We start from the raw sequence: 21,000 nt of genomic DNA, 5'->3' as shown, positions 1-21,000 counted from the left end.
CGACGCGGCCCGCTTCACTGCGCCGGTACCAGGCGCAGGGTACTGTGGGCGGGAATGACGCCCATTTGTGCCCGTTGGTACCGGCCCTCGATATAACCTTCGGCCTGATCCGCATAGTGCGTGTCGAACGGCACGCCACTCTGGCCCACGGGGTTGCTGGTCAACGCCTGCCCGGCATCGGCAAAGTCGATCAGCCGGCGGGTCGAGGGCCCATAATTCACAGGCCACGGCGCTGGCCCGATCTTCGCCGACAAGTTGTTCGGCACCTCATGGGTGCCGGGCGCGGCAAATGGCCCGACATTGAACAGCAGGTTCAGCGGCTTTTTAACGCCCAGTGGATGGTTATGGGTCAGGGTATGGGCCTTGCCCCACTGCCAGCTGGCCGGGTCCTTGCCGAAGGTGTCACGCAGGTGCTTGAGGGTCTTTTGCCAGGCGATGCGCACGATGGCGGTACGGTCGGTCCGTTCGTTACTGCCCCGCGTGCTCCACCATGGCGACTGAGCGTCGGCCGCCAGACGGGGCAGTGCGGCGTCGATGATGCGGGTGCTGAGCAACACCGGGAACCAGGTATCGCCCAACTCGTCATGCAAGGCGGCATAGGCCAGTTCGTAGAGAAACTGGTTGAACAGCGTGGCGCTGGTGGAATCCAGTGGGTAATCCCCGCGCCAGGCGGCCAGTTGCTCGACCAGCTCCTGCTCTTCATCCCCCTGGGCGATGTTGCGCAAGGTCCCCAGCAACGGCGCCAGGGTACGTGGGCCATAGTCACTGGCCGTATCCAGTTGCAGGGCCTGGCTGTTCTGGGTGTCCCATTTCACCTCGGGTGCGGACAGGTGCCGGTCCAACTGGCGGCCACGGTCAGGCAGGTTGTAGTAACCCGGAATCGCCACCGCTGCGGGCGGCTGGTAATTGGCCGAGACGATGTAGCCGCTCGCCGGGTTCTCTTGGTGCGGGTTGACGCTGAACGGGTAGAAGCCGAGTTTGTCGGCCTGTGGGCTGGAGCCATCGAGGATGAAGGCCGGGTTTACCCCCGCCGGCCGGATCGGTAACTGCGCGGCTGCCCACCATCCGATATCGCCCCGGGCGTTGGCCCAGACAAAGTTGAGCCCTGGCGCCTGCACCTTGGCCGTCGCTTCGCGCATCTTGGTCAGGGTATCGGCGCGGTTGAGCTGATAAAAACCTTCCAGGATCGGGTTCTCGGTTTCCAGAAACGCCCACCACATGGCGATGGGTGTGGTGCCTGCGGTGGCGCCGAGTACCTCGTTGACGATTGGCCCGTGGGGTGAACGACGCAGGCTGATAGTGACCGGTTGTTCGCCTTTGACCGCAATTGTCTGCTCGGTCTGTTCCAGTGTTTGCCATTGGCCGTCGACCATCACCTGGTCGCTGTTGGCGGGGTTGGTCTTTTCTGCGATCAGGTCGACATCATCGTTCTGGAACATGGTCAGGCTCCAGCCGAATTCGCGGTTGTGCCCAAGCAGCGCAAACGGGTTGAGCGCCTGGAAGTAGCCATACAGGTTGAAGCCGGGGGCCGAGAGTTCGGCTTCGTACCAGACGGCCGGGACGGCAAAGCTGATGTGCGGATCGCCAGCGAGCAGGGGTTTGCCACTGCGGGTGCGGCTACCGGCCACGGCCCAGGCGTTGCTGCCCTCGAACTGCGGGATGCCGGCTTCGCCCAATGCCTCGTGGCTGAGGCGGGCCAGGGCTTCGAGGCTCTGCCAATCGGCAGCTGCCAGCGGCCTGCCGAGGGCGCCGTCGGGCTGCCAGTCGAGGTCGAAAAGGGTCAGGTACTGGGGGCCGAGCTGATCGCGGATGTAGGTCAGCGCAGGCTCAGTGCGAAAGGCGGCGGCGAAGCTGTAGGCCAGGTAACCGGCGATACTCAGGGTATCTTCAGCGGTAAACGGCCTGGGGGTGATACCGATGAGGTCGAATTCCAGCGGCTTGGGGTGGCTGGCCTGCCAGGCGTTGATGCCATCCAGATAGGCTTGCAGGGCCTGCCAGGCGTGACCCTGGCGGTCCTGGCGCTGGACCATCAGTGCCGCCTGATCGCGGATGCGCAAGCTGCGGAACAGGGTATCGGTTGGCAGCAACTTGTCGCCCAGCACCTCGGCCAGTTCGCCCCGGGCCAGGCGGCGCATGATTTCCATCTGGAACAGCCGGTCCTGGGCATGCACGTAGCCCAGGGCGCGGTACAGGTCCTGTTCGTTCTGCGCCTGCAGGTGCGGTACACCGCGCCGGTCATAGCGCACGCTGACCGGGGCCTGCAGGCCGGCGATGGCTACCTCGCCCTCACGCTGCGGCAGTTTGCCGTGCACGTACCAGTATCCGGCGCCGGCGGCCACGGCGACCACCACGGCCAGCAGGGTGAGGCTGCGCTTCATCGAGACTCCTTGTGCATTCGAGCGGAAACTGTGGTCCGATCATCGACGGATTCGCGAACAGAGCATAGCCCCCGATAGGAGTTTCCATGTCCCTCAGCGAAAAACAGAAAATGCTCAGCGGCCAGCTTTACCATGCCAGCTGCCCCGAGCTGCAGGCCGAGCAGATCGCCAACAAGCACTGGATGCAGCGCTACAACACCAGCTTCGAGCTGCTCAACGAGGCGCGCAACGGCTTGCTCGCCGAGCACTTCGGGCATGTCGGCGAAGGCACGGTGATCCGCCCGCCGTTCTATTGCGACTACGGCTACAACATCCGCGTCGGCCGCAATACGTTCATGAATTTCAACTGCGTGATCCTCGACGTATTGCCGGTACACATCGGCGACGACTGCCAGATTGGTCCGGCGGTGCAAATCTATACCGCCGACCATCCGCTCGACCCAGAGGTCCGGCGTACCGGGCTGGAAAGTGGGCGACCGGTCACCATCGGCAACAACGTGTGGATAGGTGGGGCGGCGATCATCCTGCCGGGGGTGACCATTGGCGATAACGCTGTGGTCGGCGCGGGCAGTGTGGTGACCCGCGATGTGCCGGCGGGCGCGGTGGTGGTGGGTAATCCGGCGCGGGTGCGTCAGTCGGTCCAGGGGCAATAGCAGCCCACCGCCAAGGTGTTGGATGCGGTGACCCGACGGCCGTCGAGCAGCGCCCTGAGGATTGGCTCGACGAAGCTGTTGCTGGCATTGCACACCGCACCTTCGCTGTAGGGGCCGAAGTAGGCGAGGTGGCCCTGGCGGTCCCAGATCGCCACGGCGGGGGAGGCGGGCAGGTGTGCGCTGCCAGGCAGGTCAGCGATGGGCTGCAGGCTGCTCAGGTTGGCGGGCAGTTGCCCATGGCTGCCGGGCTTTTGCACGACGTGGAAGGTTACCCCTTCGCCTGCGAAGTGGCTGACCAGCTCGCCCAGGTGCTGCTGGTTGCCCACGTTGCACGGGCAGGCTGGGTCCCAGAAGTGCACCACGCGGATCGGGCCTGGGCCGGCGAGGGCGGCGGGCAGGCGCAGTTGGCTACCGTCGAACAGGGTGGTCTGGTTGTCGAACGGGCGCAGGTAGCGGGACTGGAAGCCGGCGTAGGCCCACCAGAGTACGGCGGCACAGAGCAGCGCCGCAGTCGCCATGAGTATCCGTTTGATTGGTTTCTGCATGAAAACCCGCTGTTGATTGGCTGGCCTGATCGCCGGTTCCAGGCAAGAAAGTACTCAAGCTTGCCACGATGGTGCCAAGAGCTGAATATCCCAGATCAATACTCGCTCCGCTTTGGATGTACCTGATGCCTGCTGCTTTTCACCCCGACCGCCTACGCGCCAGCCTCGCGCCCCTTGGCGCCCGCCAGCCCTTGTCTGCACAGGCGCAAGACTACCAGCGCTTCTATGGCCTGGCCCTGTCGTCACACAGCTGGCTCGGCGGCTTCCAGGCGGCTGGCTTTGACCTGGTGGGGCAGGTCTGGCTGCCTGAGCGGCCCGTTGCGACCTTGTTTGTGCTGCACGGCTACTACGACCACATGGGCTTGTATCGGCATGTGATCGAATGGGCGCTCAAGCTGGGCTATGCGGTCATCAGCTGTGACCTGCCCGGCCATGGCCTGTCCAGCGGCGAGCGCGCCAGTATCCGTGATTTCGCGCTGTACCAGCAGGTACTCGATGCCCTGTTCGAGCAGGCACTTGGCCTTGACCTGCCACGCCCGTGGCATCTGTGTGGGCAGAGTACCGGTGGTGCTATCGCTGTCGATCACCTGCTGCATCGCGGGGCGCAGAGCCCGGTCGACGGCCAGGTGATCCTGCTGGCACCGCTGGTGCGCCCCCGCGCCTGGTTGTGGTCGAAGTTCAGCTATCGAGTGCTGCGCCATTTCGTCAATGGCATCGAACGGCGATTCAGTGAAAACACCAACGACCCTGCTTTCCTGCCGTTCCTGGAAGCCGATCCGCTGCAACCGCGGCGCCTGCCGACGGCCTGGGTCGGTGCGCTGATGGCCTGGGTCAAACGTATCGAGGCTGCGCCGTGCAGTACACGCCGGCCGCTGATCGTGCAGGGCGAGGCGGATGGCACGGTGGATTGGCCTTACAACCTCAAGGTGCTCAAGGCCAAGTTCAGCGAGCCGCAGATACTCCTGCTACCTGACGCCCGCCACCACCTGGCCAACGAACTACCGGGTATTCGGCAGCGCTATTTCGACTTCATCGACCAGCGATTGCGCTGATCACTTGAGGTCTGCGCCGCTCTGGCCGACCGCCAACCCGGCGCGCACGGCCGCCACGGCGGCCTGGTAATACGCCTTGCCTTCCGGCGATTCGGCGAAGGTGGCGAATTCTTCGAGCTCGGCATCGGACAGGTCGCGGTAGACGTACAGCAAGGTGTTGTTGAGGTCTTCGCCAATCTGGTTCATCAACCGCTGGCGCTGGCCGTCGAGCAGGCCCTGGGCCTGGCCGCCGCCGAATAACCCGGGGATCATCGAGCTGAGGCTGTCGGCCGCCACCCCGGCAATCGCCAGGCTGACCTCGGCGCCGGCTTCCCGGGCCGGCAGGGCCTGGGCCAAGTGGCCGACGATCAGCAGGCGGTTATCGCTGGCCTGTATTTTCGGCAGGCCTTTGGCGTTCTTGGCCAACTGGTCCTTGCGTGTGGCCAGCAGTTCGGCAGCGACGATCTTGCGGCCCAGCGGCGATTGGAAGAACGCCAGCGCCGGCGCCGGATTGGGCAGCGCGCTGCGCAGTTGCGCCTGGGCACGGCGGTCCATGGCCTGGGCCTGGAAGCGCTGATTGCTGTTGTTGACCAGCGCCTGATAAACCGCAGGCGGCAGGCTGTTGCGGTAGCGCTGTTGGGCAGCGCTCACGGCATCGTTGAAATGGGCGCGCTGGTCGGGCCAGCCGGCGGCCTTGTACAGTTGATCAAGGCTGTCTGCCCAGACAGGCATGGTGCAGATCATCAGCAGAAGCAGGGAAAACAGACGGCGCATTCAGGACTCCTGTCGGCAGGGGGCTATTGTCCTTGGCTCGGCGCTGGTTTGTCGAGATATCCGCGTGTTTCTCGGCCAAGTGGCGCTGTGCGAGTGCAAGGCTAATGGATATGATGCGCGCCATGCACATATCCCCTGAAAACCCGATGCTTTCTGCCGTTGTCGACGACTTGGCCCTGCGTGGCTGGTCGCAGCAGGCTTTTTTTCTGCCTGCTGAACTGGTGCGCGCACTGGCGGCCGAGTGTCGGCGCCGCGATGCCGAAGGCCAGCTCAACCCCGCCGGGGTTGGGCGCGGTGTTGCCCAGGAGGTGCGCGAGGCGATCCGTGGCGACCAGATCCAGTGGATCGATCCGGGCCAGGCTCAGGCCTGCGACGACTATCTACAGGCCATGGATCAGTTACGCCTGGCCATCAACCAGGGTCTGTTTCTGGGCCTGGAAGACTTCGAATGCCATTTCGCCCTGTACCCGCCGGGGGCGGTCTATCGCCGGCACCTGGACCGCTTTCGTGACGATGACCGGCGGATGGTTTCGGCAGTGCTTTACCTCAACGAAGAATGGCAGCCGCAGGATGGAGGGCAGTTGCGCATGTTCCTGAAAAACGATACTGAGCACGACGTGCAGCCGGTGGCAGGCTGCCTGGTGGTGTTTTTGTCCGCAGAGGTCCCTCATGAAGTGTTGCCGGCCGGGCGCGAGCGGTTGTCCCTGACTGGCTGGTTTCGGCGGCGTGGCAATGACCTGTTCTGAACTGCCGAAGGTGCTGGTCAGTGCCTGCCTGTTGGGCCAGCCGGTGCGTTATGACGGACGCGCCAGCGGGCACCCTGACCGTTTGCGGCATTGGCAGGCTGAGGGGCGTGTCGTGCCGCTATGCCCTGAAGTGGCCGGTGGCTTGCCGACACCGCGTCCGGCCGCAGAGATCCCGGGTGGGCAGGGTGGCGAGGTGCTTGATGGCGCGGCGCAGGTGCTGACGGTGACGGGTGAGGATGTCAGTGCGGCGTTTCTTGCCGGGGCCAACTTGGCGTTGGCACTGGTGCGCCGCCATGGCATTCGGGTGGCGGTGCTCAAGGCCGGCAGCCCGTCGTGTGGCAACCGACTGACTTACGATGGCACCTTTTCCGGGGTAAAGGTGCCGGGGGAAGGGGTGACCACCGCGTTGCTGCGGCGCGAAGGGGTGCTGGTGTTCAGCGAGCTGGAGTTGGAAGAGGCGGAGCAGGCGTTGGCTGGTTTTTCAGCCTGATGCTGCGCCGGCCCCGGCCCCACCGCTAACCCGCAAAGCGCGCCAATCGGTACTACTGCTCGGCAGCCGTCTCCTGCGCGCCTTTGAACCACTTTTGCTCAAGTTCAGCGGTGCGCCCGCTGTCCTTGAGCCGTTGCAGCGCATTGTTCACTGCGCTTTCGAACGCCGGGTTGCCCTTCTGGAACGGGATCACCAGTTTCTTCTCACCGAACGGCTGGCTGAGATCGAACGGCGTATCAGCCTTCGGCGCGTCGTCGGCAGGGGTCAGGGTGATGTCGTAGGTGCCGCTCTGTACGCCTGGCAGCGCGTCTGCGGCCGCTGTTTCGATGAATTCGGCACGCAGGTCCAACTCCTTGGCCAGTTCCTGGCCGAACTCAATTTCGAACCCGGTCAGATGGTCGTTTTCCTTGAAGGCGTACGGTGAGTTGTCGGCCTGAACGGCAATGCGCAGTTCGCCCCGGTCGGCGATTTCGTCTATCAGCTCGGCTTGAGCCAATGGAGTGATCAGTACTGCCAGCAGTACGCCTATGGTCGAACGCATGTGATGCCCCTTTTTCTTTGGCAAATGAATAACTTCCGCCGCGACTTTGTTCCTTCGTCACGGTCGGGCGCAGCCTATGACCTTCAAGCCTTGGCGAGGTTTAACCCTAACTGAAATATTTCTCTTTGTGGGCTATGGTGAAGTACCGCCGCCGTTCGTTTACCGGTTGCGGTCTTTAAGTGAATCACAGGAGAAGTGAATGAATAGCCTATTTTCGCGTGCTGCCATTGCCGGTGTGCTGATGGGAGCGTCGGTGCTGGCCAGTGCTGCGGATGCCCTCAAGAGCCAGCAGCCGCCCAAGGATGCCAAGGTCTTCATCGTTTCCCCCGCCGACGGTGCCACGGTCGACAAGACCTTCACCGTCAAGTTCGGTATCGAGGGCATGGCGCTCAAGCCCGCCGGCGACCAGACCCCGCACACAGGCCATCACCACCTGCTGGTGGATGTGGATCAAGAGCCTGTTGCCGACCAGCCGCTGCCCACCAGCCTGATGCCAGAGAACAACGCACCGCTGCCTGCCGGCCCGCAAGTCCTGCACTTCGGCAAGGCACAGACCGAAGCCACCCTGACCCTGACGCCGGGCAAGCATACTTTGCAGCTGGTGCTGGGCGACCAGTACCACGTGCCGTTCAAGCCGAGCGTTGAATCGAAGAAGATCACCGTTGAGGTGAAATAGGCTCGGTTGCTTCGCGGGTTGCCTGCGAAGATCCACCTTTGGAGTTGGCAAACGAAAAGGGAGGCCACCAGGGCCTCCCTTTTCATTCAGCGATCACGCTCAGAACAGTACGCGCGAGCGGATGGTGCCCTTGACGTGCTGCAGCTTCTCTTGCGCCAGGTCGGAGTACTCGGCATCGACGTCGATGACCACGTAGCCGACTTTCTCGTTGGTCTGCAGGAACTGGCCCGAGATGTTGATACCGTTTTCGGCGAAGACCTTGTTGATCTCGCTGAGCACGCCCGGAATGTTTTCGTGGATGTGCAGCAGGCGGTGCTTGCCCGGGTGTGCCGGCAGGGCGACTTCCGGGAAGTTGACCGACGACACCGAGGTACCGTTGTCGCTGTACTTGACCAGCTTCTCGGCCACTTCCAGGCCGATGTTGGCCTGGGCTTCGGCGGTGGAACCGCCGATGTGCGGGGTCAGGATCACGTTGTCCAGGCCGCGCAGCGGGCTTTCGAACTCTTCGTCGTTGGAGCGCGGCTCGACGGGGAATACGTCGATGGCGGCGCCGATCAGGTGCTTGTCCTTGATCGCAGCGGCCAGGTGGTCCAGTTCGACGACGGTGCCACGGGCAGCGTTGATCAGGATCGCGCCTTTCTTCATCGCACGGATTTCCTTCTCGCCGATCATCCACTGGGTGGATGGCAGCTCAGGCACGTGCAGCGAGACGATGTCGGCCAGGCCCAGCAGTTCGTTCAGGCTGGTGACCTGCACGGCATTGCCCAGTGGCAGCTTGGTCAGCGGGTCGAAGAAGTACACCTGCATGCCCAGGCTCTCGGCCAGGACCGACAGTTGGGTACCGATCGAGCCGTAGCCGACGATGCCCAGCTTCTTGCCACGGATCTCGAAGGAGTTGGCCGCGCTCTTGATCCAGCCGCCACGGTGGCAGGAGGCGTTTTTCTCGGGGATGCCGCGCAGTAGCAGGATGGCCTCGGCCAGTACCAGCTCGGCGACCGAACGGGTGTTGGAGTACGGCGCGTTGAACACCGCGATGCCGCGCTCGCGGGCCGCTTCGAGGTCGACCTGGTTGGTGCCGATGCAGAAGCAGCCGACGGCGACCAGTTTCTTGGCGCAGTCGAAGATCTCTTCGGTCAGTTGGGTACGCGAACGGATGCCGATGAAGTGGGCATCAGCGATCTTTTCCTTGAGTTCTGCTTCCGGCAGTGAGCCAGTGAGGTACTCGATGTTGGTGTACCCAGCGGCCTTGAGGGTATCGACCGCATTCTGGTGCACACCTTCAAGAAGAAGGAACCTGATCTTGCTCTTGTCGAGAGAAGTCTTGCTCATCTGCGTAAACCTGTATCCCGGAGAAAAAATGGCGAGGAGTGATGCTAGGCGCGGCGTCGGCCTTAGCATGAACAGCGGGAGCGCTATGCTAGCATACGCGACACAATCTGAGCTTATCCCGACAGGTGAAGAGTGCTCAGGGTGACTATGAATAAGTCGAGAGTTCCAGCGATGACCCACCCCGCGGTAATTGATGAACTGATGACGTTGGTCGACCCTGGCAAGGTCCTGACTGACGCGGCTTCCCTGGAGGCCTATGGCAAGGACTGGACCAAGCACTATCCGCCGGCGCCCACCGCCATTGTGTTCCCCAGGAGCATCGAGCAGGTGCAGGCCATCGTGGGGTGGGCCAATCGCCATCAGGTTGCGCTGGTGCCTTCCGGGGGCCGTACCGGGCTGTCCGCGGGTGCCGTGGCGGCCAACGGCGAGGTGGTCGTGGCTTTTGACTACATGAACCAGATTCTTGGCTTCAATGCCTTCGACCGCACCGTGGTCTGCCAGCCCGGCGTCATCACGCGCCAGTTGCAGACGTTCGCCGAAGAGCAGGGGCTGTATTACCCCGTGGATTTCGCCTCCAGCGGCTCCAGTCAGATTGGCGGCAACATCGGCACCAATGCCGGGGGCATCAAGGTGATTCGCTACGGCATGACCCGCAACTGGGTGGCCGGCCTGAAGGTGGTCACCGGTAAAGGCGAGCTGCTCGAGCTCAATAAAGACCTGATCAAGAACGCCACCGGCTACGACCTGCGCCAGTTGTTCATTGGGGCCGAAGGCACCCTGGGCTTCGTGGTCGAAGCGACCATGCGCCTGGACCGTGCCCCGCGCAACCTCACTGCAATGGTGTTGGGCACGCCGGATTTCGATTCGATCATGCCGGTGCTGCATGCGTTTCAGGGCAAGCTCGACCTGACTGCATTCGAGTTCTTCTCCGACAAGGGCCTGGCCAAGATCATGGCCCGAGGCGACGTGCCCTCGCCCTTCGCTACCGACTGCCCGTTCTATGCCTTGCTGGAGTTCGAGGCCAGTACCGAGGCGGTGGCCAATGAAGCGTTGGCCACCTTCGAGCACTGTGTCGAACAGGGCTGGGTGCTGGACGGGGTGATGAGCCAGAGCGAAACCCAGCTGAAAAACCTGTGGAAGCTGCGTGAGTACCTGTCGGAAACCATCTCCCACTGGACGCCTTACAAGAATGACATCTCCGTCACTGTTTCCAAGGTGCCGGCGTTCCTGCGCGACATCGACGCCATCGTGAACACGCACTACCCGGACTACGAAGTGGTCTGGTACGGCCACATCGGCGACGGCAACCTGCACCTGAACATCCTCAAGCCTGATCACATGAGCAAGGATGATTTCTTCGCCTCGTGCGCCAAGGTCAACAAATGGGTGTTCGAGATCGTCCAGCGCTACAACGGCTCGATCTCAGCCGAGCACGGCGTGGGCATGACCAAGCGCGACTACCTGGGTTACAGCCGCTCGGCAGATGAAATTGCCTGCATGAAGGCAATTAAGGCCGTCTTCGACCCTAACGGCATCATGAATCCGGGTAAGATCTTCGCTCCTGAATAAAAGCAGTGATCAGAGGAGTCGGCCATGAGTTACCAGCACCAGTACGTAGACGGCACGCGTATCCACTACCCATTGGGCAAGGTGGTGTGCATTGGCCGTAACTATGCCGAGCATGCCAAGGAACTGAACAACCCCATTCCCAGCGAGCCGCTGCTGTTCATCAAGCCGGGCAGTTGCGTGGTGCCGGCCGAAGGCGGCTTCAAAATCCCGGTCGAGCGTGGTTCGGTGCACTATGAGGCCGAGATTGCCGTGCTGCTGGGCAAGCCGCTGTCGACCCATCCGAGCGAGGAAGAGGTGCTCGATGCCATTTCCGGTTATGCCCCGGCGCTGGACCTGACCCTGCGCGACGTGCAGGCCAAGCTGAAAGAGAAGGGCCTGCCGTGGGAGCTGGCCAAGTGCTTTGACGGTGCCTGCGTATTGCCGCCGTTCGTGTCGCCTGCCAGCTTCGAGGACGTGACCGACATACCGGTGCGCCTGACGGTCAACGGCCAAGTGCGCCAGGACGGCAACAGCGCGATGATGCTGAACCCGATCGTGCCGATGATTCAGTACATTGCAGCGCATTTCTCGCTGCAGGCGGGCGATGTGATCCTCACCGGCACCCCTGCCGGCGTTGGCCCGTTCACCGTGGGCGATGAGCTGGTACTGGAACTGCCCGGCGCGAGCCGCTTCGAAAGCCGCGTACTCTGAGCTGAGACCGCGTCGCCCGCAACGCGGGTAAATTCGCTCGCCCCGATACTGCGCTGCGCTTGAAGGCACCGTGGTACCTGTGGGACGGATTTACCCGCGAAGCGCTTGAGCGCTTTACTGTTTTTTCACAACCCATCCGGATAATGCGCGAGTCTCAGCAATTTCCTCGGGAACCTCCTGCATGCCATCTCCTTCCACCGTCCCAGCATCACCCAAGCGCCGCTTCTACCTGCGTTGGCCCTTCGGCCTCGCCGTGGCGGCGGTGATCGGTTATGGCGTGGCGGTGGCCATGCACTGGGATGACCGTGGCCTGCTGTGGATAAAGGAAGGCTTTGAAAGCAGCGCCGAGCGTAGCGAGAGCGTGTGGCTACCGGACTATCAAGTCGATATCGATGCCAAGCCGCTGCCGGGCATGGCCGATGACGAAGCCTCGGACGTAGCGTTCAACCCGCAGACCCGTACATTGTTCGTCGTCATGGGCAAGAACCCTTTCCTGGTCGAACTGAGCCTTGATGGCGATGTGCTGAGGCAGATCCCCCTCGTGGGCTGGAACAACCCCGAGGGCGTAGCCGTGCTGGAGGATGGCCAACTGGCCATCACCGATGAGCGCCTGCACGACCTGACCGTGGTCAAGGTGGATGCGCATACCCGGTCGCTGAACCATGCGGACTTCGTCAGCCACGACTTGGGGCAGTCGGTGAAGAGCAACAAAGGCTTCGAGGCCATCGCCTGGGACCCCATGCGCCAGCGCCTGGTGATTGGCGAAGAGCGCCCGCCGAAGCTGTACACCTGGAACACCGATGGCCGCGCCCCGCTCACGGGTGGCAAGCAGGCGTTGGCCAATGACGAACTCGACCTGCGCAACCTCTCGGCACTGAGCGTCGACCCGCGTACCGGCCACCTGCTGGTGCTGTCGGCGGACTCCAACCTGTTGCTGGAGCTGGACGAACAAGGGCAGCAGGTCAGCTTCATGACGTTGCTGGGTGGCTTCAATGGCCTGAAAAGCACTATTCCGCGCGCCGAGGGAGTGACCATGGATGACCAGGGCAACCTGTACATGGTCAGCGAGCCTGCGCTGTTCTATCGTTTCAAGAAGAATCCGTAGCACTATCAGGTTGTTCGGACGCTGGCATTAAGCTTCATTTCAGTCAGTCGTGGTTAGATTCGCCCTCCTCACGTCGAGTCTTCCGTCATGCGTCGTTTTGTTCGTCTGCCACTGCTTCTGGCCCTGGCCGGGTTGCTGGTGCTGGGCCTGTTCGGTCAGGAGTTCCGCCTGTTCGAGCGCGGCTGGTTCAACCTCAAGCGCTGGTGGCAGCCGGCAGAACAGAGCATCGGCCTGGACCGTTATCGGGTAGTGGTCGAGGCGCAGCCCGTGACGGGGCTGGATGACGATATTTCGGCCCTCACCTACGACCCCGACCGCAAGACCCTCTTCACGGTCACCAATGCCCGCTCGGAGCTGATCGAGCTGTCACTGGACGGGCGCATCCTGCGGCGCATACCCCTGACGGGGTTCGGTGACCCGGAAGCCGTGGAGTACGTTGGCCCCAACAGCTATGTGATCACCGATGAGCGTCAGCAGCGTCTGATCCGGGTGCACCTGGAAGACGATACGCCGTTCCTCGATGCCGGTGATGCCGAGCAGTTGACCCTGGGCATCGGCCTGAACGGCAACAAAGGTTTCGAAGGTCTGGCCTACGACTCGGCGGGCAAGCGCCTGTTCGTGGCCAAGGAGCGCGACCCGATGTTGATCTACGAGGTGCATGGCTTCCCCCATGAAAACCCTGACCAGCCCTACGCGGTGCACGTAGTGCAGGACCGCAAGCGTGATGCGCGGTTGTTCGTGCGTGACCTGTCGAGCCTGCAGTTCGATGAGCGCAGTGGGCATCTGCTGGCGTTATCGGATGAATCGCGGTTGGTGCTGGAGCTGGATGTGAAGGGCAGGCCGCTGAGTACCTTGTCGTTGCGCAAGGGGTTTCAGGGGTTGAAGGCGACAGTGCCGCAGGCTGAGGGGATCGCGATGGATGAGGCGGGGACCATTTATTTGGTCAGCGAGCCGAACCTGTTTTATGTATTCAAGCAGCCGGCTGATTGACGGGGTGTGAGGGCCGCTTCGCAGGGCGAGCCCGCACCCACAGTTACACCCCTGGGGCTGAAAGGGGGGCAGCGCTTGTGGGAGCGGACTCGCTCGCGAATGGCATCACTCGGCCTTGAGGCTCTTCACGCCGTCCGAGGTGCCTAGCAGCAGCAGGTCCGCGGGCCGCGCCGCAAACAGGCCATTGGTCACCACGCCGACGATCGCATTGATCTGCGCTTCCAGCTCCACCGGGTTGGTGATCTGCAGGTTGTACACGTCCAAGATTACGTTGCCGTTGTCGGTCACCACCCCTTCACGGTAAACCGGATCGCCGCCCAGCTTGACCAGTTGACGCGCCACATGGCTACGGGCCATCGGGATGACCTCGACCGGCAACGGGAAGGCGCCCAGCACCGGTACCAGCTTGCTGGCGTCGGCGATGCAGATGAAAGTCTTGGCCACGGCCGCGACGATCTTCTCGCGGGTCAGGGCCGCGCCGCCGCCCTTGATCAGATTCAGGTGCGCGTCGCTTTCGTCAGCACCGTCGACGTAGAATTCCAGCTCGCTGACGCTGTTCAGCTCGTAGACCGGGATGCCGTGGCCCTTCAGACGCTGGGCAGTGGCCTCGGAGCTGGCGACCGCGCCGTCGAAGGCGGTCTTGTGCTGGGCCAGGGCGTCAATGAAGAAGTTGGCGGTCGAACCGGTACCGACGCCGACGACGCTCTTTTCATCCAGCTTGGGCAGAATGAAGTCGACAGCGGCCTGGGCGACGGCCTGTTTGAGTTGGTCCTGGGTCATGCGGGCTCCGGAAAGGGGCAGGGCGATAGTCAAAGGAGCCTAGTATAACGGCTCGGGCGGCTTTGCTGTGGTCGCCCGACGTAGCGCTGGGGTAGACTCGCAGCCCTTGTCCCGCGGCCAGTGATGCTTTCCCGATGCTCGAACAGTACGTCAAGAAGATCCTCACCTCGCGCGTCTACGACGTCGCTGTCGAAACCCCACTGCAAAGCGCCGGGCAACTGAGCAAGCGCCTGGGCAATCAGGTGCTGCTCAAGCGCGAAGACCTGCAGCCGGTGTTCTCCTTCAAGATCCGTGGCGCGTACAACAAGCTGGCGCAACTGAGCCCGCAAGAGCTGGCGCGCGGCGTCGTCACCGCCTCGGCCGGCAACCATGCCCAGGGCCTGGCGCTGGCCGCGCGGGAAATGGGCATCAAGGCAACCATCGTGATGCCCAAGACCACCCCGGAAATCAAAGTCGAAGGCGTGCGCTCACGGGGGGGCAAAGTGGTCCTGCATGGCGATTCGTTCCCCGAAGCGCTGGCTTACTCGTTGAAGCTGGTCGACGAGAAGGGCTTCGTTTATGTCCACCCGTATGACGACCCCCACACCATCGCCGGCCAGGGCACCGTGGCCATGGAAATCCTGCGCCAGCACCCAGGCCAGCTGGACGCGATCTTCGTGCCGGTGGGTGGCGGTGGCCTGATCGCCGGCATTGCCGCCTACGTGAAATACCTGCGTCCGGAAATCAAGGTCATTGGCGTCGAGCCGGATGATTCCAACTGCCTGCAGGCCGCCATGGCCGCAGGTGAGCGTGTGGTGTTGCCGCAGGTTGGGCTGTTTGCCGATGGCGTGGCCGTTGCGCAGATTGGCCAGCACACCTTCGACATCTGCCGGCACTATGTGGATGAGGTGGTAACAGTCAGCACCGATGAAATCTGCGCAGCAATCAAGGATATCTACGACGATACCCGCTCGATCACCGAACCTGCTGGCGCCCTGGGCGTTGCCGGCATCAAGAAGTACGTCGAACTCAAGGGTGTGACCGGCCAGACGCTCGTGGCCATCGACTCGGGTGCCAACGTCAACTTCGACCGCCTGCGCCACGTGGCCGAGCGGGCCGAGCTGGGTGAGAAGCGTGAAGCGATCATCGCCGTGACCATCCCTGAGCGCCCCGGTAGCTTCAAGGCCTTCTGCGAGGCCATCGGCAAGCGCCAGATCACCGAATTCAACTACCGCAAGCACACCTCCGCCGAGGCCCACATCTTCGTCGGCGTGCAGACCCACCCAGAGAACGACCCGCGGGCTGCGCTGGTGCAGCAACTGACCGAGCAGGGGTTCCCTGTCACCGACCTGACCGACAACGAGCTCGCCAAGCTGCACATCCGCCATATGGTCGGCGGCCACTCAGCCGGTGCCAGCGATGAGATCGTGCTGCGCTTCGAATTCCCCGAGCGGCCAGGCGCCTTGTTCAACTTCCTCAACAAGCTGGGTGGGCGCTGGAATATCTCGATGTTCCATTACCGCAACCACGGCGCGGCCGATGGGCGTGTGGTGGCAGGGCTGCAGGTGCCGGAGGACGAGCGGCACCTGGTGCCGGCCGCGTTGGCGAAGATCGGCTACCCGTACTGGGACGAAACCGACAACCCGGCCTATCGGCTGTTCCTGGGCTGAGCGGCTACGCTAGGGTGGATGGCGCTTCGCGGGGTTGCCCGCGAATGAGCCGACGCGAATGGCTTGCTGAAGGACAAGATCGATGGAACATCTGACCACGCTCAAGACCCTGCACATCCTCGCCACCGTGCTGTTGCTGCTAGGCGCGCTGGGTTTGGCGATCTGGACCGTGCGCGCCCGCAGGCAAGGTGACGCCGATGCCTATCGCAAGTTGCTGCGCCGGCCTTTGCTATTCATCTGGCTGGTGATGGGCGTGTGCCTGCTGAGCATGCCGTTTACCGGCTGGTGGCTGGTGCACCTGATTGGCTGGCCGCTGGGGCAGACCTGGGTATTGGCCTCCAGCGTCATCTACACGCTTGGCGCGTTCGCGGTGTGGTGGCTGCTGGTGCGGCTGAACCGTTTGCGCAAGGCCGAGGTGGTGGGCTTGCGCTTTACCTTGGCGCTGGCGGTGTTCAGCGGGGTTTGCTTTCTGTCCATTGCCGGCTTGATGGGCGCCAAGCCGGTCTAGGTGACGTGGGGTGCGCTGCAGCCCAGCACTGCCAAGCCGGCGCCCACAGGGCTGTGCAGCCCTCTGGGTGGCGACTGGCTTGGCGACGCTGGGGCCAAGCGATGTCAATCCCTCAGCGAAATCACCGGCCAACCGCGCCGCTGCGCTTCGGCCTGCAGGTTAGGGTCCGGGTCCACCGCCACCGCGTGCGCAACCCGCTGAAGCAACGGCAGGTCATTCATCGAGTCGCTATAGAAGTAGCTGTCTTGCAGATCGAACCCGTTCTCCAGCATCCACCGCTCCAGCCTCGTCACCTTGCCTTCACGGAAACACGGTATATCGGTACTGCGGCCGGTGTAACGGCCCTCGCGCATTTCGCACTCGGTCGCCAGCAGGGTGCGCACACCCAGGCGGCGGGCAATCGGCGCAGTAACGAAACGGTTGGTGGCGGTGATGATCACCAACTGGTCACCCGCTTCCCGGTGCTGCTGGAGCAAGGCCAGGGCCTTGGGCAGGATCATCGGTTCGATGCAGTCACGCATGAACTCGCGGTGCCACTGGTCGAGCTGTGCAGGCTCGGTGGCTGCGAAGATCTCCATGGAAAAGGCCAGGTAGGCCTGCAGGTCCAAGGTGCCGTTCAGGTAGTCCTGATAGAAGGCATCGTTGCGTTGCTTGTAGGCGACAGGGTCAAGGATGCCCCGCTCGCACAGGTAGTCACCCCAGGCATGGTCGCTGTCGCCACCGAGGAGGGTATTGTCCAGGTCGAATAAAGCCAGGCGCATTGCGGTCACTCGCATCAGCTACAGGGTAGGCCCGCAGAATACGTAGTTTTCAGCTTGCTGCACATAAGCTTGGCAGGCGCGTTGCTGCGCTCGCAGGCTTTGTGGAACAATGCGGTGACATGCGTTTGCGAGGTTGCTGCCGTGATCGACCCGGATGGTTTTCGCCCCAATGTCGGGATCATTCTTACGAATGATGCCGGGCAGGTGCTATGGGCTCGGCGGATCAACCAGGATGCCTGGCAATTCCCGCAGGGTGGTATCAACCCTGACGAGACGCCGGAAGATGCCCTGTACCGCGAGCTGAACGAAGAAGTTGGCCTTGAACGCGACGATGTGGAAATTCTTGCCTGCACCCGCGGCTGGTTGCGTTATCGTTTACCCCAGCGACTGGTACGTACCCACAGCCAACCGCTGTGCATCGGCCAGAAGCAGAAGTGGTTTTTGCTGCGCCTGGTGAGCAATGAACAACGGGTGCGGATGGACCTGACCGGCAAGCCCGAATTCGACGGCTGGCGCTGGGTCAGCTATTGGTACCCGCTGGGCCAGGTGGTGACATTCAAGCGCGAAGTCTACCGCCGCGCCCTGAAAGAGCTAGCACCGCGTCTGCTGACGCGCGACTGACGACGGAGTTCGACCCCGAGCCATGCTCAATACGCTGCGCAAGATCGTCCAGGAAGTGAACTCCGCCAAAGATCTCAAGACGGCGTTGGGGATCATCGTCTTGCGCGTCAAGGAAGCCATGGGCAGCCAGGTCTGCTCGGTCTACCTGCTCGACCCGGAAACCAACCGTTTCGTGCTCATGGCCACCGAAGGCCTGAACAAGCGTTCCATCGGCAAGGTCAGCATGGCCCCCAACGAGGGCCTGGTCGGCCTGGTGGGTACCCGGGAAGAACCGCTCAACCTGGAAAACGCTGCCGATCACCCGCGTTATCGCTATTTCGCCGAAACCGGCGAAGAGAAATTCGCATCATTCCTTGGCGCGCCGATCATCCACCACCGCCGGGTGGTGGGCGTACTGGTCATTCAGCAAAAGGAACGCCGCCAGTTCGACGAGGGAGAAGAAGCCTTCCTGGTGACCATGAGCGCCCAGCTTGCCGGGGTTATCGCCCATGCCGAGGCGACCGGCTCGATCCGGGGCCTGGGCCGCCAGGGCAAAGGTATCCAGGAAGCGCGCTTCGTCGGCGTTCCAGGCTCGCCGGGCGCTGCGGTCGGGCGGGCCGTGGTCATGCTGCCACCGGCCGACCTCGAGGTGGTGCCGGACAAGGCGGTCGATGATATCGACGCCGAACTCAGGTTGTTCCACAACGCCCTCGAAGGTGTGCGCGCCGACATGCGCAAGCTCTCGGCCAAGCTGGCTACCCAGCTGCGCCCGGAAGAGCGCGCGCTGTTCGACGTATACCTGATGATGCTCGAAGACGCGGCCCTGGGCGGCGAGGTGACCGAAGTCATCAAGACCGGGCAGTGGGCTCAGGGCGCCCTGCGCCAGGTGGTTGGCGAGCACGTCAACCGCTTCGAGCTGATGGACGACGATTACCTGCGCGAGCGTGCCTCGGACGTCAAGGACCTGGGCCGGCGTCTGTTGGCCTACCTGCAGCAAGCCCGTTCGCAATCGCTGGTGTACGCCGACAATACGATCCTGGTCAGCGAGGAGCTGACCCCGGCCATGCTCGGCGAGGTGCCGGAAGGCAAGCTAGTGGGGCTGGTCTCGGTGCTGGGTTCGGGCAACTCCCACGTTGCCATCCTGGCCCGCGCCATGGGTATTCCGACGGTGATGGGCCTGGTCGACCTGCCGTATTCCAAGGTCGACGGCATCGAAATGATCGTCGATGGCTATAAGGGCGAGGTGTTCACCAACCCCAGCGAAGTGCTGCGCAAGCAGTACAGCGAGGTGGTGGAAGAGGAACGCCAGCTCGCCCAGGGCCTCGATGCACTGCGCGAACTGCCTTGCGTCACCCCCGATGGCCACCGTATGCCACTGTGGGTCAACACCGGCCTGCTCGCCGATGTGGCCCGTGCCCAGCAGCGTGGCGCCGAAGGTGTTGGCCTGTACCGCACCGAAGTGCCCTTCATGATCAACCAGCGTTTCCCCAGCGAGAAGGAGCAGTTGGCGATCTACCGCGAGCAGTTGGCGGCCTTTCACCCGCTGCCCGTGACCATGCGTACGCTCGACATCGGCGGTGACAAGGCGTTGTCCTACTTCCCGATCAAGGAAGAGAACCCGTTCCTGGGTTGGCGTGGTATCCGCGTGACACTCGACCACCCGGAGATTTTCCTGGTTCAGACCCGCGCCATGCTCAAGGCCAGCGAGGGGCTGAACAACCTGCGTATCCTGTTGCCGATGATTTCTGGCATTCACGAGCTGGAGGAGGCGCTGCACCTGATCCACCGCGCCTGGGGCGAGGTGCGCGACGAAGGCACCGACGTGCCGATGCCGCCGGTTGGCGTGATGGTCGAGATCCCTGCGGCGGTCTACCAAACCAAGGAACTGGCGCGGCAGGTGGACTTCCTGTCGGTCGGCTCCAATGACCTGACCCAGTACCTGCTGGCGGTGGACCGCAACAACCCGCGGGTCGCCGACCTCTACGACTACCTGCATCCGGCGGTGCTGCAGGCCTTGTATACCGTGGTGCGCGACGCCCATGGCGAAGGCAAGCCGGTCAGCATCTGCGGTGAGATGGCCGGCGACCCGGCCGCGGCCATCCTGCTGATGGCGATGGGCTTCGACAGCTTGTCCATGAACGCCACCAACCTGCCCAAGGTGAAATGGATGCTGCGTCAGATCAACATGAGCAAGGCCAAGGATCTGCTGGCCGAGGCCATGACCCATGACAACCCGCAGGTTATCCACAGCTCGTTGCAACTGGCGTTGAAGAACCTCGGCCTGGCGCGGATGATCGGGCCTGGGGCCAACAAGACGCTCTGAGGCCTGCACAGGCCTCTTTGGGGTAACCCCGCCCGGAAGCCCGGCCAGCGACGTCGGCTTTCAGACCACCAGCTCAACTTCCCCCAGATGCCCACCAAACGGCCCGAAGCTGCGCTCGATCAGCCGCCTTGTCCCCTGATCGTCCACAATCAGCACCGTACTGGCCCGGGTCCCGTAGTTCTGGCTGGCAATGAACACGCTCGACAGCAGCTTTTCAGTCGCCAAACCCACGCCGGTTTCGGGCAATTCACTGTCCGGCGCCGGCGCGTCATCTGCCAACAGCGCCAGCAACCGCTGCGGGTCGGCTGAACCCAGCAGGCTCTTCAGGCCATTGCGCGCCTTGACCAGCTTGGGCCACGGCGTGTCCAGGCCGCCATTGGAAAGCCCGTACACTCCGGCCTCAAGCAGGCGCGGTGCTGCATCGCGTGCATGCAGGTAGCCCAACCGTTGGCTGTCACCCACTAGCAGGTTGAACCCCGAATACTGTTCGCTGCGGCTGGCGACCTGGTCCAGGTATGCCTCGACCCCCAACTCACCGTGCAGGTACGCCGCCACCAGTTCACCGCGGCTGCGAGGCCCCAGCGGTTGCCCAGGGTCACGAATGTTGGTCAGTGCGGCGAAGCGCCCTTGCGGCCCCACGCCAAGCCAGGTGCCGCCTGCCTCCAGGTCACGGCCGGCATGTACGCCGGGGGCGTCGTCCCACGCAGCCAGCGGCTGCGTGGGGCGGGCATAGAACTCGTCGCGGTTGGCAGCGACGATCAGCGGCAGGGCATGCCCCGGCCGCCAAGCGAATACGATCAGGCACATAGGTCTGGCCTCTGTGTTTTCCGTCACTCTACCCACTGTGGCGACGGCGATCCAT

The 21,000-nt window shown here is 63.1% G+C and carries 21 protein-coding genes; 13 read left to right on the top strand and 8 right to left on the bottom strand.

Annotation, left to right across the window (positions count from 1 at the left end):
* Window positions 1–14 precede the first annotated feature (14 nt).
* A complete protein-coding gene (locus APH34_RS15610) occupies window positions 15–2,378 on the bottom strand; it encodes a penicillin acylase family protein (RefSeq protein WP_054901931.1) in 2,364 nt (787 codons plus the stop codon).
* An 86-nt stretch (window positions 2,379–2,464) separates the two neighbouring features.
* Between APH34_RS15610 and APH34_RS15605 the strand changes: the two genes are divergently transcribed.
* The gene (locus APH34_RS15605; protein ID WP_054901930.1) at window positions 2,465–3,031 is read left to right on the top strand and encodes a sugar O-acetyltransferase; all 567 of its coding nucleotides are present in this window, start codon (window positions 2,465–2,467) and stop codon (window positions 3,029–3,031) included.
* Here APH34_RS15605 and APH34_RS15600 read toward each other — a convergent pair.
* Window positions 3,010–3,576, bottom strand: a complete 567-nt coding sequence (locus APH34_RS15600) for a DUF6436 domain-containing protein (RefSeq protein WP_054901929.1) — start codon at window positions 3,574–3,576, stop codon at window positions 3,010–3,012. The genes APH34_RS15605 and APH34_RS15600 overlap by 22 nt on opposite strands.
* Before the next feature lie 125 nt (window positions 3,577–3,701).
* Here APH34_RS15600 and APH34_RS15595 point away from each other — a divergent pair, with 125 nt between their 5' ends.
* Window positions 3,702–4,628 carry an alpha/beta hydrolase gene (locus tag APH34_RS15595; protein WP_054901928.1) on the top strand — a complete coding sequence of 309 codons (927 nt, stop codon included), beginning with the start codon at window positions 3,702–3,704 and terminating at the stop codon, window positions 4,626–4,628.
* Here the strand turns inward: APH34_RS15595 and APH34_RS15590 are convergent, their stop codons facing one another.
* Window positions 4,629–5,381: a DUF2059 domain-containing protein gene (locus APH34_RS15590; protein WP_054901927.1), complete on the bottom strand. Its 753-nt coding sequence runs from the start codon at window positions 5,379–5,381 to the stop codon at window positions 4,629–4,631.
* Between the two features lie 110 nt (window positions 5,382–5,491).
* Between APH34_RS15590 and APH34_RS15585 the strand changes: the two genes are divergently transcribed.
* Both APH34_RS15585 and APH34_RS15580 read left to right on the top strand, forming a co-directional pair.
* Complete coding sequence (locus tag APH34_RS15585) at window positions 5,492–6,127, top strand: 2OG-Fe(II) oxygenase (RefSeq protein WP_082422825.1); 636 nt, start codon at window positions 5,492–5,494, stop codon at window positions 6,125–6,127.
* Window positions 6,114–6,617, top strand: a complete 504-nt coding sequence (locus tag APH34_RS15580) for a DUF523 domain-containing protein (protein WP_054901926.1) — start codon at window positions 6,114–6,116, stop codon at window positions 6,615–6,617. Before APH34_RS15585 ends, APH34_RS15580 begins: the two co-directional genes overlap by 14 nt.
* Window positions 6,618–6,669: 52 nt before the next feature.
* Here the strand turns inward: APH34_RS15580 and APH34_RS15575 are convergent, their stop codons facing one another.
* On the bottom strand, window positions 6,670–7,158 hold the full coding sequence (locus APH34_RS15575; protein ID WP_054901925.1) for an ABC transporter substrate-binding protein: 489 nt from the start codon (window positions 7,156–7,158) through the stop codon (window positions 6,670–6,672).
* A 199-nt stretch (window positions 7,159–7,357) separates the two neighbouring features.
* Between APH34_RS15575 and APH34_RS15570 the strand changes: the two genes are divergently transcribed.
* Window positions 7,358–7,834 carry a DUF4399 domain-containing protein gene (locus APH34_RS15570; protein ID WP_054901924.1) on the top strand — a complete coding sequence of 159 codons (477 nt, stop codon included), beginning with the start codon at window positions 7,358–7,360 and terminating at the stop codon, window positions 7,832–7,834.
* A gap of 99 nt (window positions 7,835–7,933) precedes the next feature.
* Here APH34_RS15570 and serA read toward each other — a convergent pair whose 3' ends face one another.
* Window positions 7,934–9,163 (bottom strand): phosphoglycerate dehydrogenase, encoded by a 1,230-nt coding sequence (gene serA / locus APH34_RS15565; protein ID WP_054901923.1) that lies wholly within the window; start codon window positions 9,161–9,163, stop codon window positions 7,934–7,936.
* A gap of 171 nt (window positions 9,164–9,334) precedes the next feature.
* Between serA and APH34_RS15560 the strand changes: the two genes are divergently transcribed.
* The 4 genes from APH34_RS15560 (at window position 9,335) to APH34_RS15545 (ending at window position 13,517) form a co-directional block, all read left to right on the top strand.
* On the top strand, window positions 9,335–10,732 hold the full coding sequence (locus APH34_RS15560) for an FAD-binding oxidoreductase (RefSeq protein WP_054901922.1): 1,398 nt from the start codon (window positions 9,335–9,337) through the stop codon (window positions 10,730–10,732).
* Window positions 10,733–10,756: 24 nt separating this feature from the next.
* On the top strand, window positions 10,757–11,422 hold the full coding sequence (locus APH34_RS15555; protein WP_054901921.1) for a fumarylacetoacetate hydrolase family protein: 666 nt from the start codon (window positions 10,757–10,759) through the stop codon (window positions 11,420–11,422).
* Between the two features lie 181 nt (window positions 11,423–11,603).
* Window positions 11,604–12,527, top strand: a complete 924-nt coding sequence (locus tag APH34_RS15550; protein WP_054901920.1) for an SdiA-regulated domain-containing protein — start codon at window positions 11,604–11,606, stop codon at window positions 12,525–12,527.
* Window positions 12,528–12,614: 87 nt separating this feature from the next.
* Window positions 12,615–13,517, top strand: a complete 903-nt coding sequence (locus APH34_RS15545; protein ID WP_054901919.1) for an SdiA-regulated domain-containing protein — start codon at window positions 12,615–12,617, stop codon at window positions 13,515–13,517.
* A 105-nt stretch (window positions 13,518–13,622) separates the two neighbouring features.
* Here APH34_RS15545 and rpiA read toward each other — a convergent pair whose 3' ends face one another.
* The gene (gene rpiA, locus APH34_RS15540) at window positions 13,623–14,297 is read right to left on the bottom strand and encodes a ribose-5-phosphate isomerase RpiA (RefSeq protein WP_054901918.1); all 675 of its coding nucleotides are present in this window, start codon (window positions 14,295–14,297) and stop codon (window positions 13,623–13,625) included.
* 134 nt (window positions 14,298–14,431) lie between these two features.
* Between rpiA and ilvA the strand changes: the two genes are divergently transcribed.
* Complete coding sequence (gene ilvA, locus APH34_RS15535; protein WP_054901917.1) at window positions 14,432–15,946, top strand: threonine ammonia-lyase, biosynthetic; 1,515 nt, start codon at window positions 14,432–14,434, stop codon at window positions 15,944–15,946.
* 82 nt (window positions 15,947–16,028) lie between these two features.
* Window positions 16,029–16,454, top strand: coding sequence for a DUF2269 domain-containing protein (locus APH34_RS15530; RefSeq protein WP_054901916.1), 426 nt, complete (start codon window positions 16,029–16,031; stop codon window positions 16,452–16,454).
* A gap of 104 nt (window positions 16,455–16,558) precedes the next feature.
* Here the strand turns inward: APH34_RS15530 and APH34_RS15525 are convergent, their stop codons facing one another.
* Window positions 16,559–17,215 (bottom strand): HAD family phosphatase, encoded by a 657-nt coding sequence (locus APH34_RS15525; protein WP_054901915.1) that lies wholly within the window; start codon window positions 17,213–17,215, stop codon window positions 16,559–16,561.
* 141 nt (window positions 17,216–17,356) lie between these two features.
* Between APH34_RS15525 and APH34_RS15520 the strand changes: the two genes are divergently transcribed.
* Together APH34_RS15520 and ptsP are read left to right on the top strand one after the other, a co-directional pair.
* Window positions 17,357–17,836, top strand: coding sequence for an RNA pyrophosphohydrolase (locus APH34_RS15520; RefSeq protein WP_003249017.1), 480 nt, complete (start codon window positions 17,357–17,359; stop codon window positions 17,834–17,836).
* A 22-nt stretch (window positions 17,837–17,858) separates the two neighbouring features.
* The gene (gene ptsP / locus APH34_RS15515; protein ID WP_054901914.1) at window positions 17,859–20,138 is read left to right on the top strand and encodes a phosphoenolpyruvate--protein phosphotransferase; all 2,280 of its coding nucleotides are present in this window, start codon (window positions 17,859–17,861) and stop codon (window positions 20,136–20,138) included.
* 60 nt (window positions 20,139–20,198) lie between these two features.
* Here the strand turns inward: ptsP and APH34_RS15510 are convergent, their stop codons facing one another.
* A complete protein-coding gene (locus tag APH34_RS15510; protein WP_054901913.1) occupies window positions 20,199–20,945 on the bottom strand; it encodes an NRDE family protein in 747 nt (248 codons plus the stop codon).
* Between the last annotated feature and the right edge of the window lie 55 nt (window positions 20,946–21,000).

This window comes from Pseudomonas sp. NBRC 111131, assembly GCF_001320525.1.
GTDB classification, from domain to species: Bacteria; Pseudomonadota; Gammaproteobacteria; order Pseudomonadales; family Pseudomonadaceae; genus Aquipseudomonas; species Aquipseudomonas ceruminis.
This window is presented reverse-complemented; position numbering and strand designations above follow the sequence as displayed.

Coding starts and splice junctions, on each gene's coding strand:
- APH34_RS15610 (WP_054901931.1), bottom strand. CDS start 2,378: ATGAAGCGCAGCCTCACCCTGCTGGCCGTGGTGGTCGCCGTGGCCGCC.
- APH34_RS15605 (WP_054901930.1), top strand. CDS start 2,465: ATGTCCCTCAGCGAAAAACAGAAAATGCTCAGCGGCCAGCTTTACCAT.
- APH34_RS15600 (WP_054901929.1), bottom strand. CDS start 3,576: ATGCAGAAACCAATCAAACGGATACTCATGGCGACTGCGGCGCTGCTC.
- APH34_RS15595 (WP_054901928.1), top strand. CDS start 3,702: ATGCCTGCTGCTTTTCACCCCGACCGCCTACGCGCCAGCCTCGCGCCC.
- APH34_RS15590 (WP_054901927.1), bottom strand. CDS start 5,381: ATGCGCCGTCTGTTTTCCCTGCTTCTGCTGATGATCTGCACCATGCCT.
- APH34_RS15585 (WP_082422825.1), top strand. CDS start 5,492: ATGATGCGCGCCATGCACATATCCCCTGAAAACCCGATGCTTTCTGCC.
- APH34_RS15580 (WP_054901926.1), top strand. CDS start 6,114: ATGACCTGTTCTGAACTGCCGAAGGTGCTGGTCAGTGCCTGCCTGTTG.
- APH34_RS15575 (WP_054901925.1), bottom strand. CDS start 7,158: ATGCGTTCGACCATAGGCGTACTGCTGGCAGTACTGATCACTCCATTG.
- APH34_RS15570 (WP_054901924.1), top strand. CDS start 7,358: ATGAATAGCCTATTTTCGCGTGCTGCCATTGCCGGTGTGCTGATGGGA.
- serA (WP_054901923.1), bottom strand. CDS start 9,163: ATGAGCAAGACTTCTCTCGACAAGAGCAAGATCAGGTTCCTTCTTCTT.
- APH34_RS15560 (WP_054901922.1), top strand. CDS start 9,335: ATGACCCACCCCGCGGTAATTGATGAACTGATGACGTTGGTCGACCCT.
- APH34_RS15555 (WP_054901921.1), top strand. CDS start 10,757: ATGAGTTACCAGCACCAGTACGTAGACGGCACGCGTATCCACTACCCA.
- APH34_RS15550 (WP_054901920.1), top strand. CDS start 11,604: ATGCCATCTCCTTCCACCGTCCCAGCATCACCCAAGCGCCGCTTCTAC.
- APH34_RS15545 (WP_054901919.1), top strand. CDS start 12,615: ATGCGTCGTTTTGTTCGTCTGCCACTGCTTCTGGCCCTGGCCGGGTTG.
- rpiA (WP_054901918.1), bottom strand. CDS start 14,297: ATGACCCAGGACCAACTCAAACAGGCCGTCGCCCAGGCCGCTGTCGAC.
- ilvA (WP_054901917.1), top strand. CDS start 14,432: ATGCTCGAACAGTACGTCAAGAAGATCCTCACCTCGCGCGTCTACGAC.
- APH34_RS15530 (WP_054901916.1), top strand. CDS start 16,029: ATGGAACATCTGACCACGCTCAAGACCCTGCACATCCTCGCCACCGTG.
- APH34_RS15525 (WP_054901915.1), bottom strand. CDS start 17,215: ATGCGCCTGGCTTTATTCGACCTGGACAATACCCTCCTCGGTGGCGAC.
- ptsP (WP_054901914.1), top strand. CDS start 17,859: ATGCTCAATACGCTGCGCAAGATCGTCCAGGAAGTGAACTCCGCCAAA.
- APH34_RS15510 (WP_054901913.1), bottom strand. CDS start 20,945: ATGTGCCTGATCGTATTCGCTTGGCGGCCGGGGCATGCCCTGCCGCTG.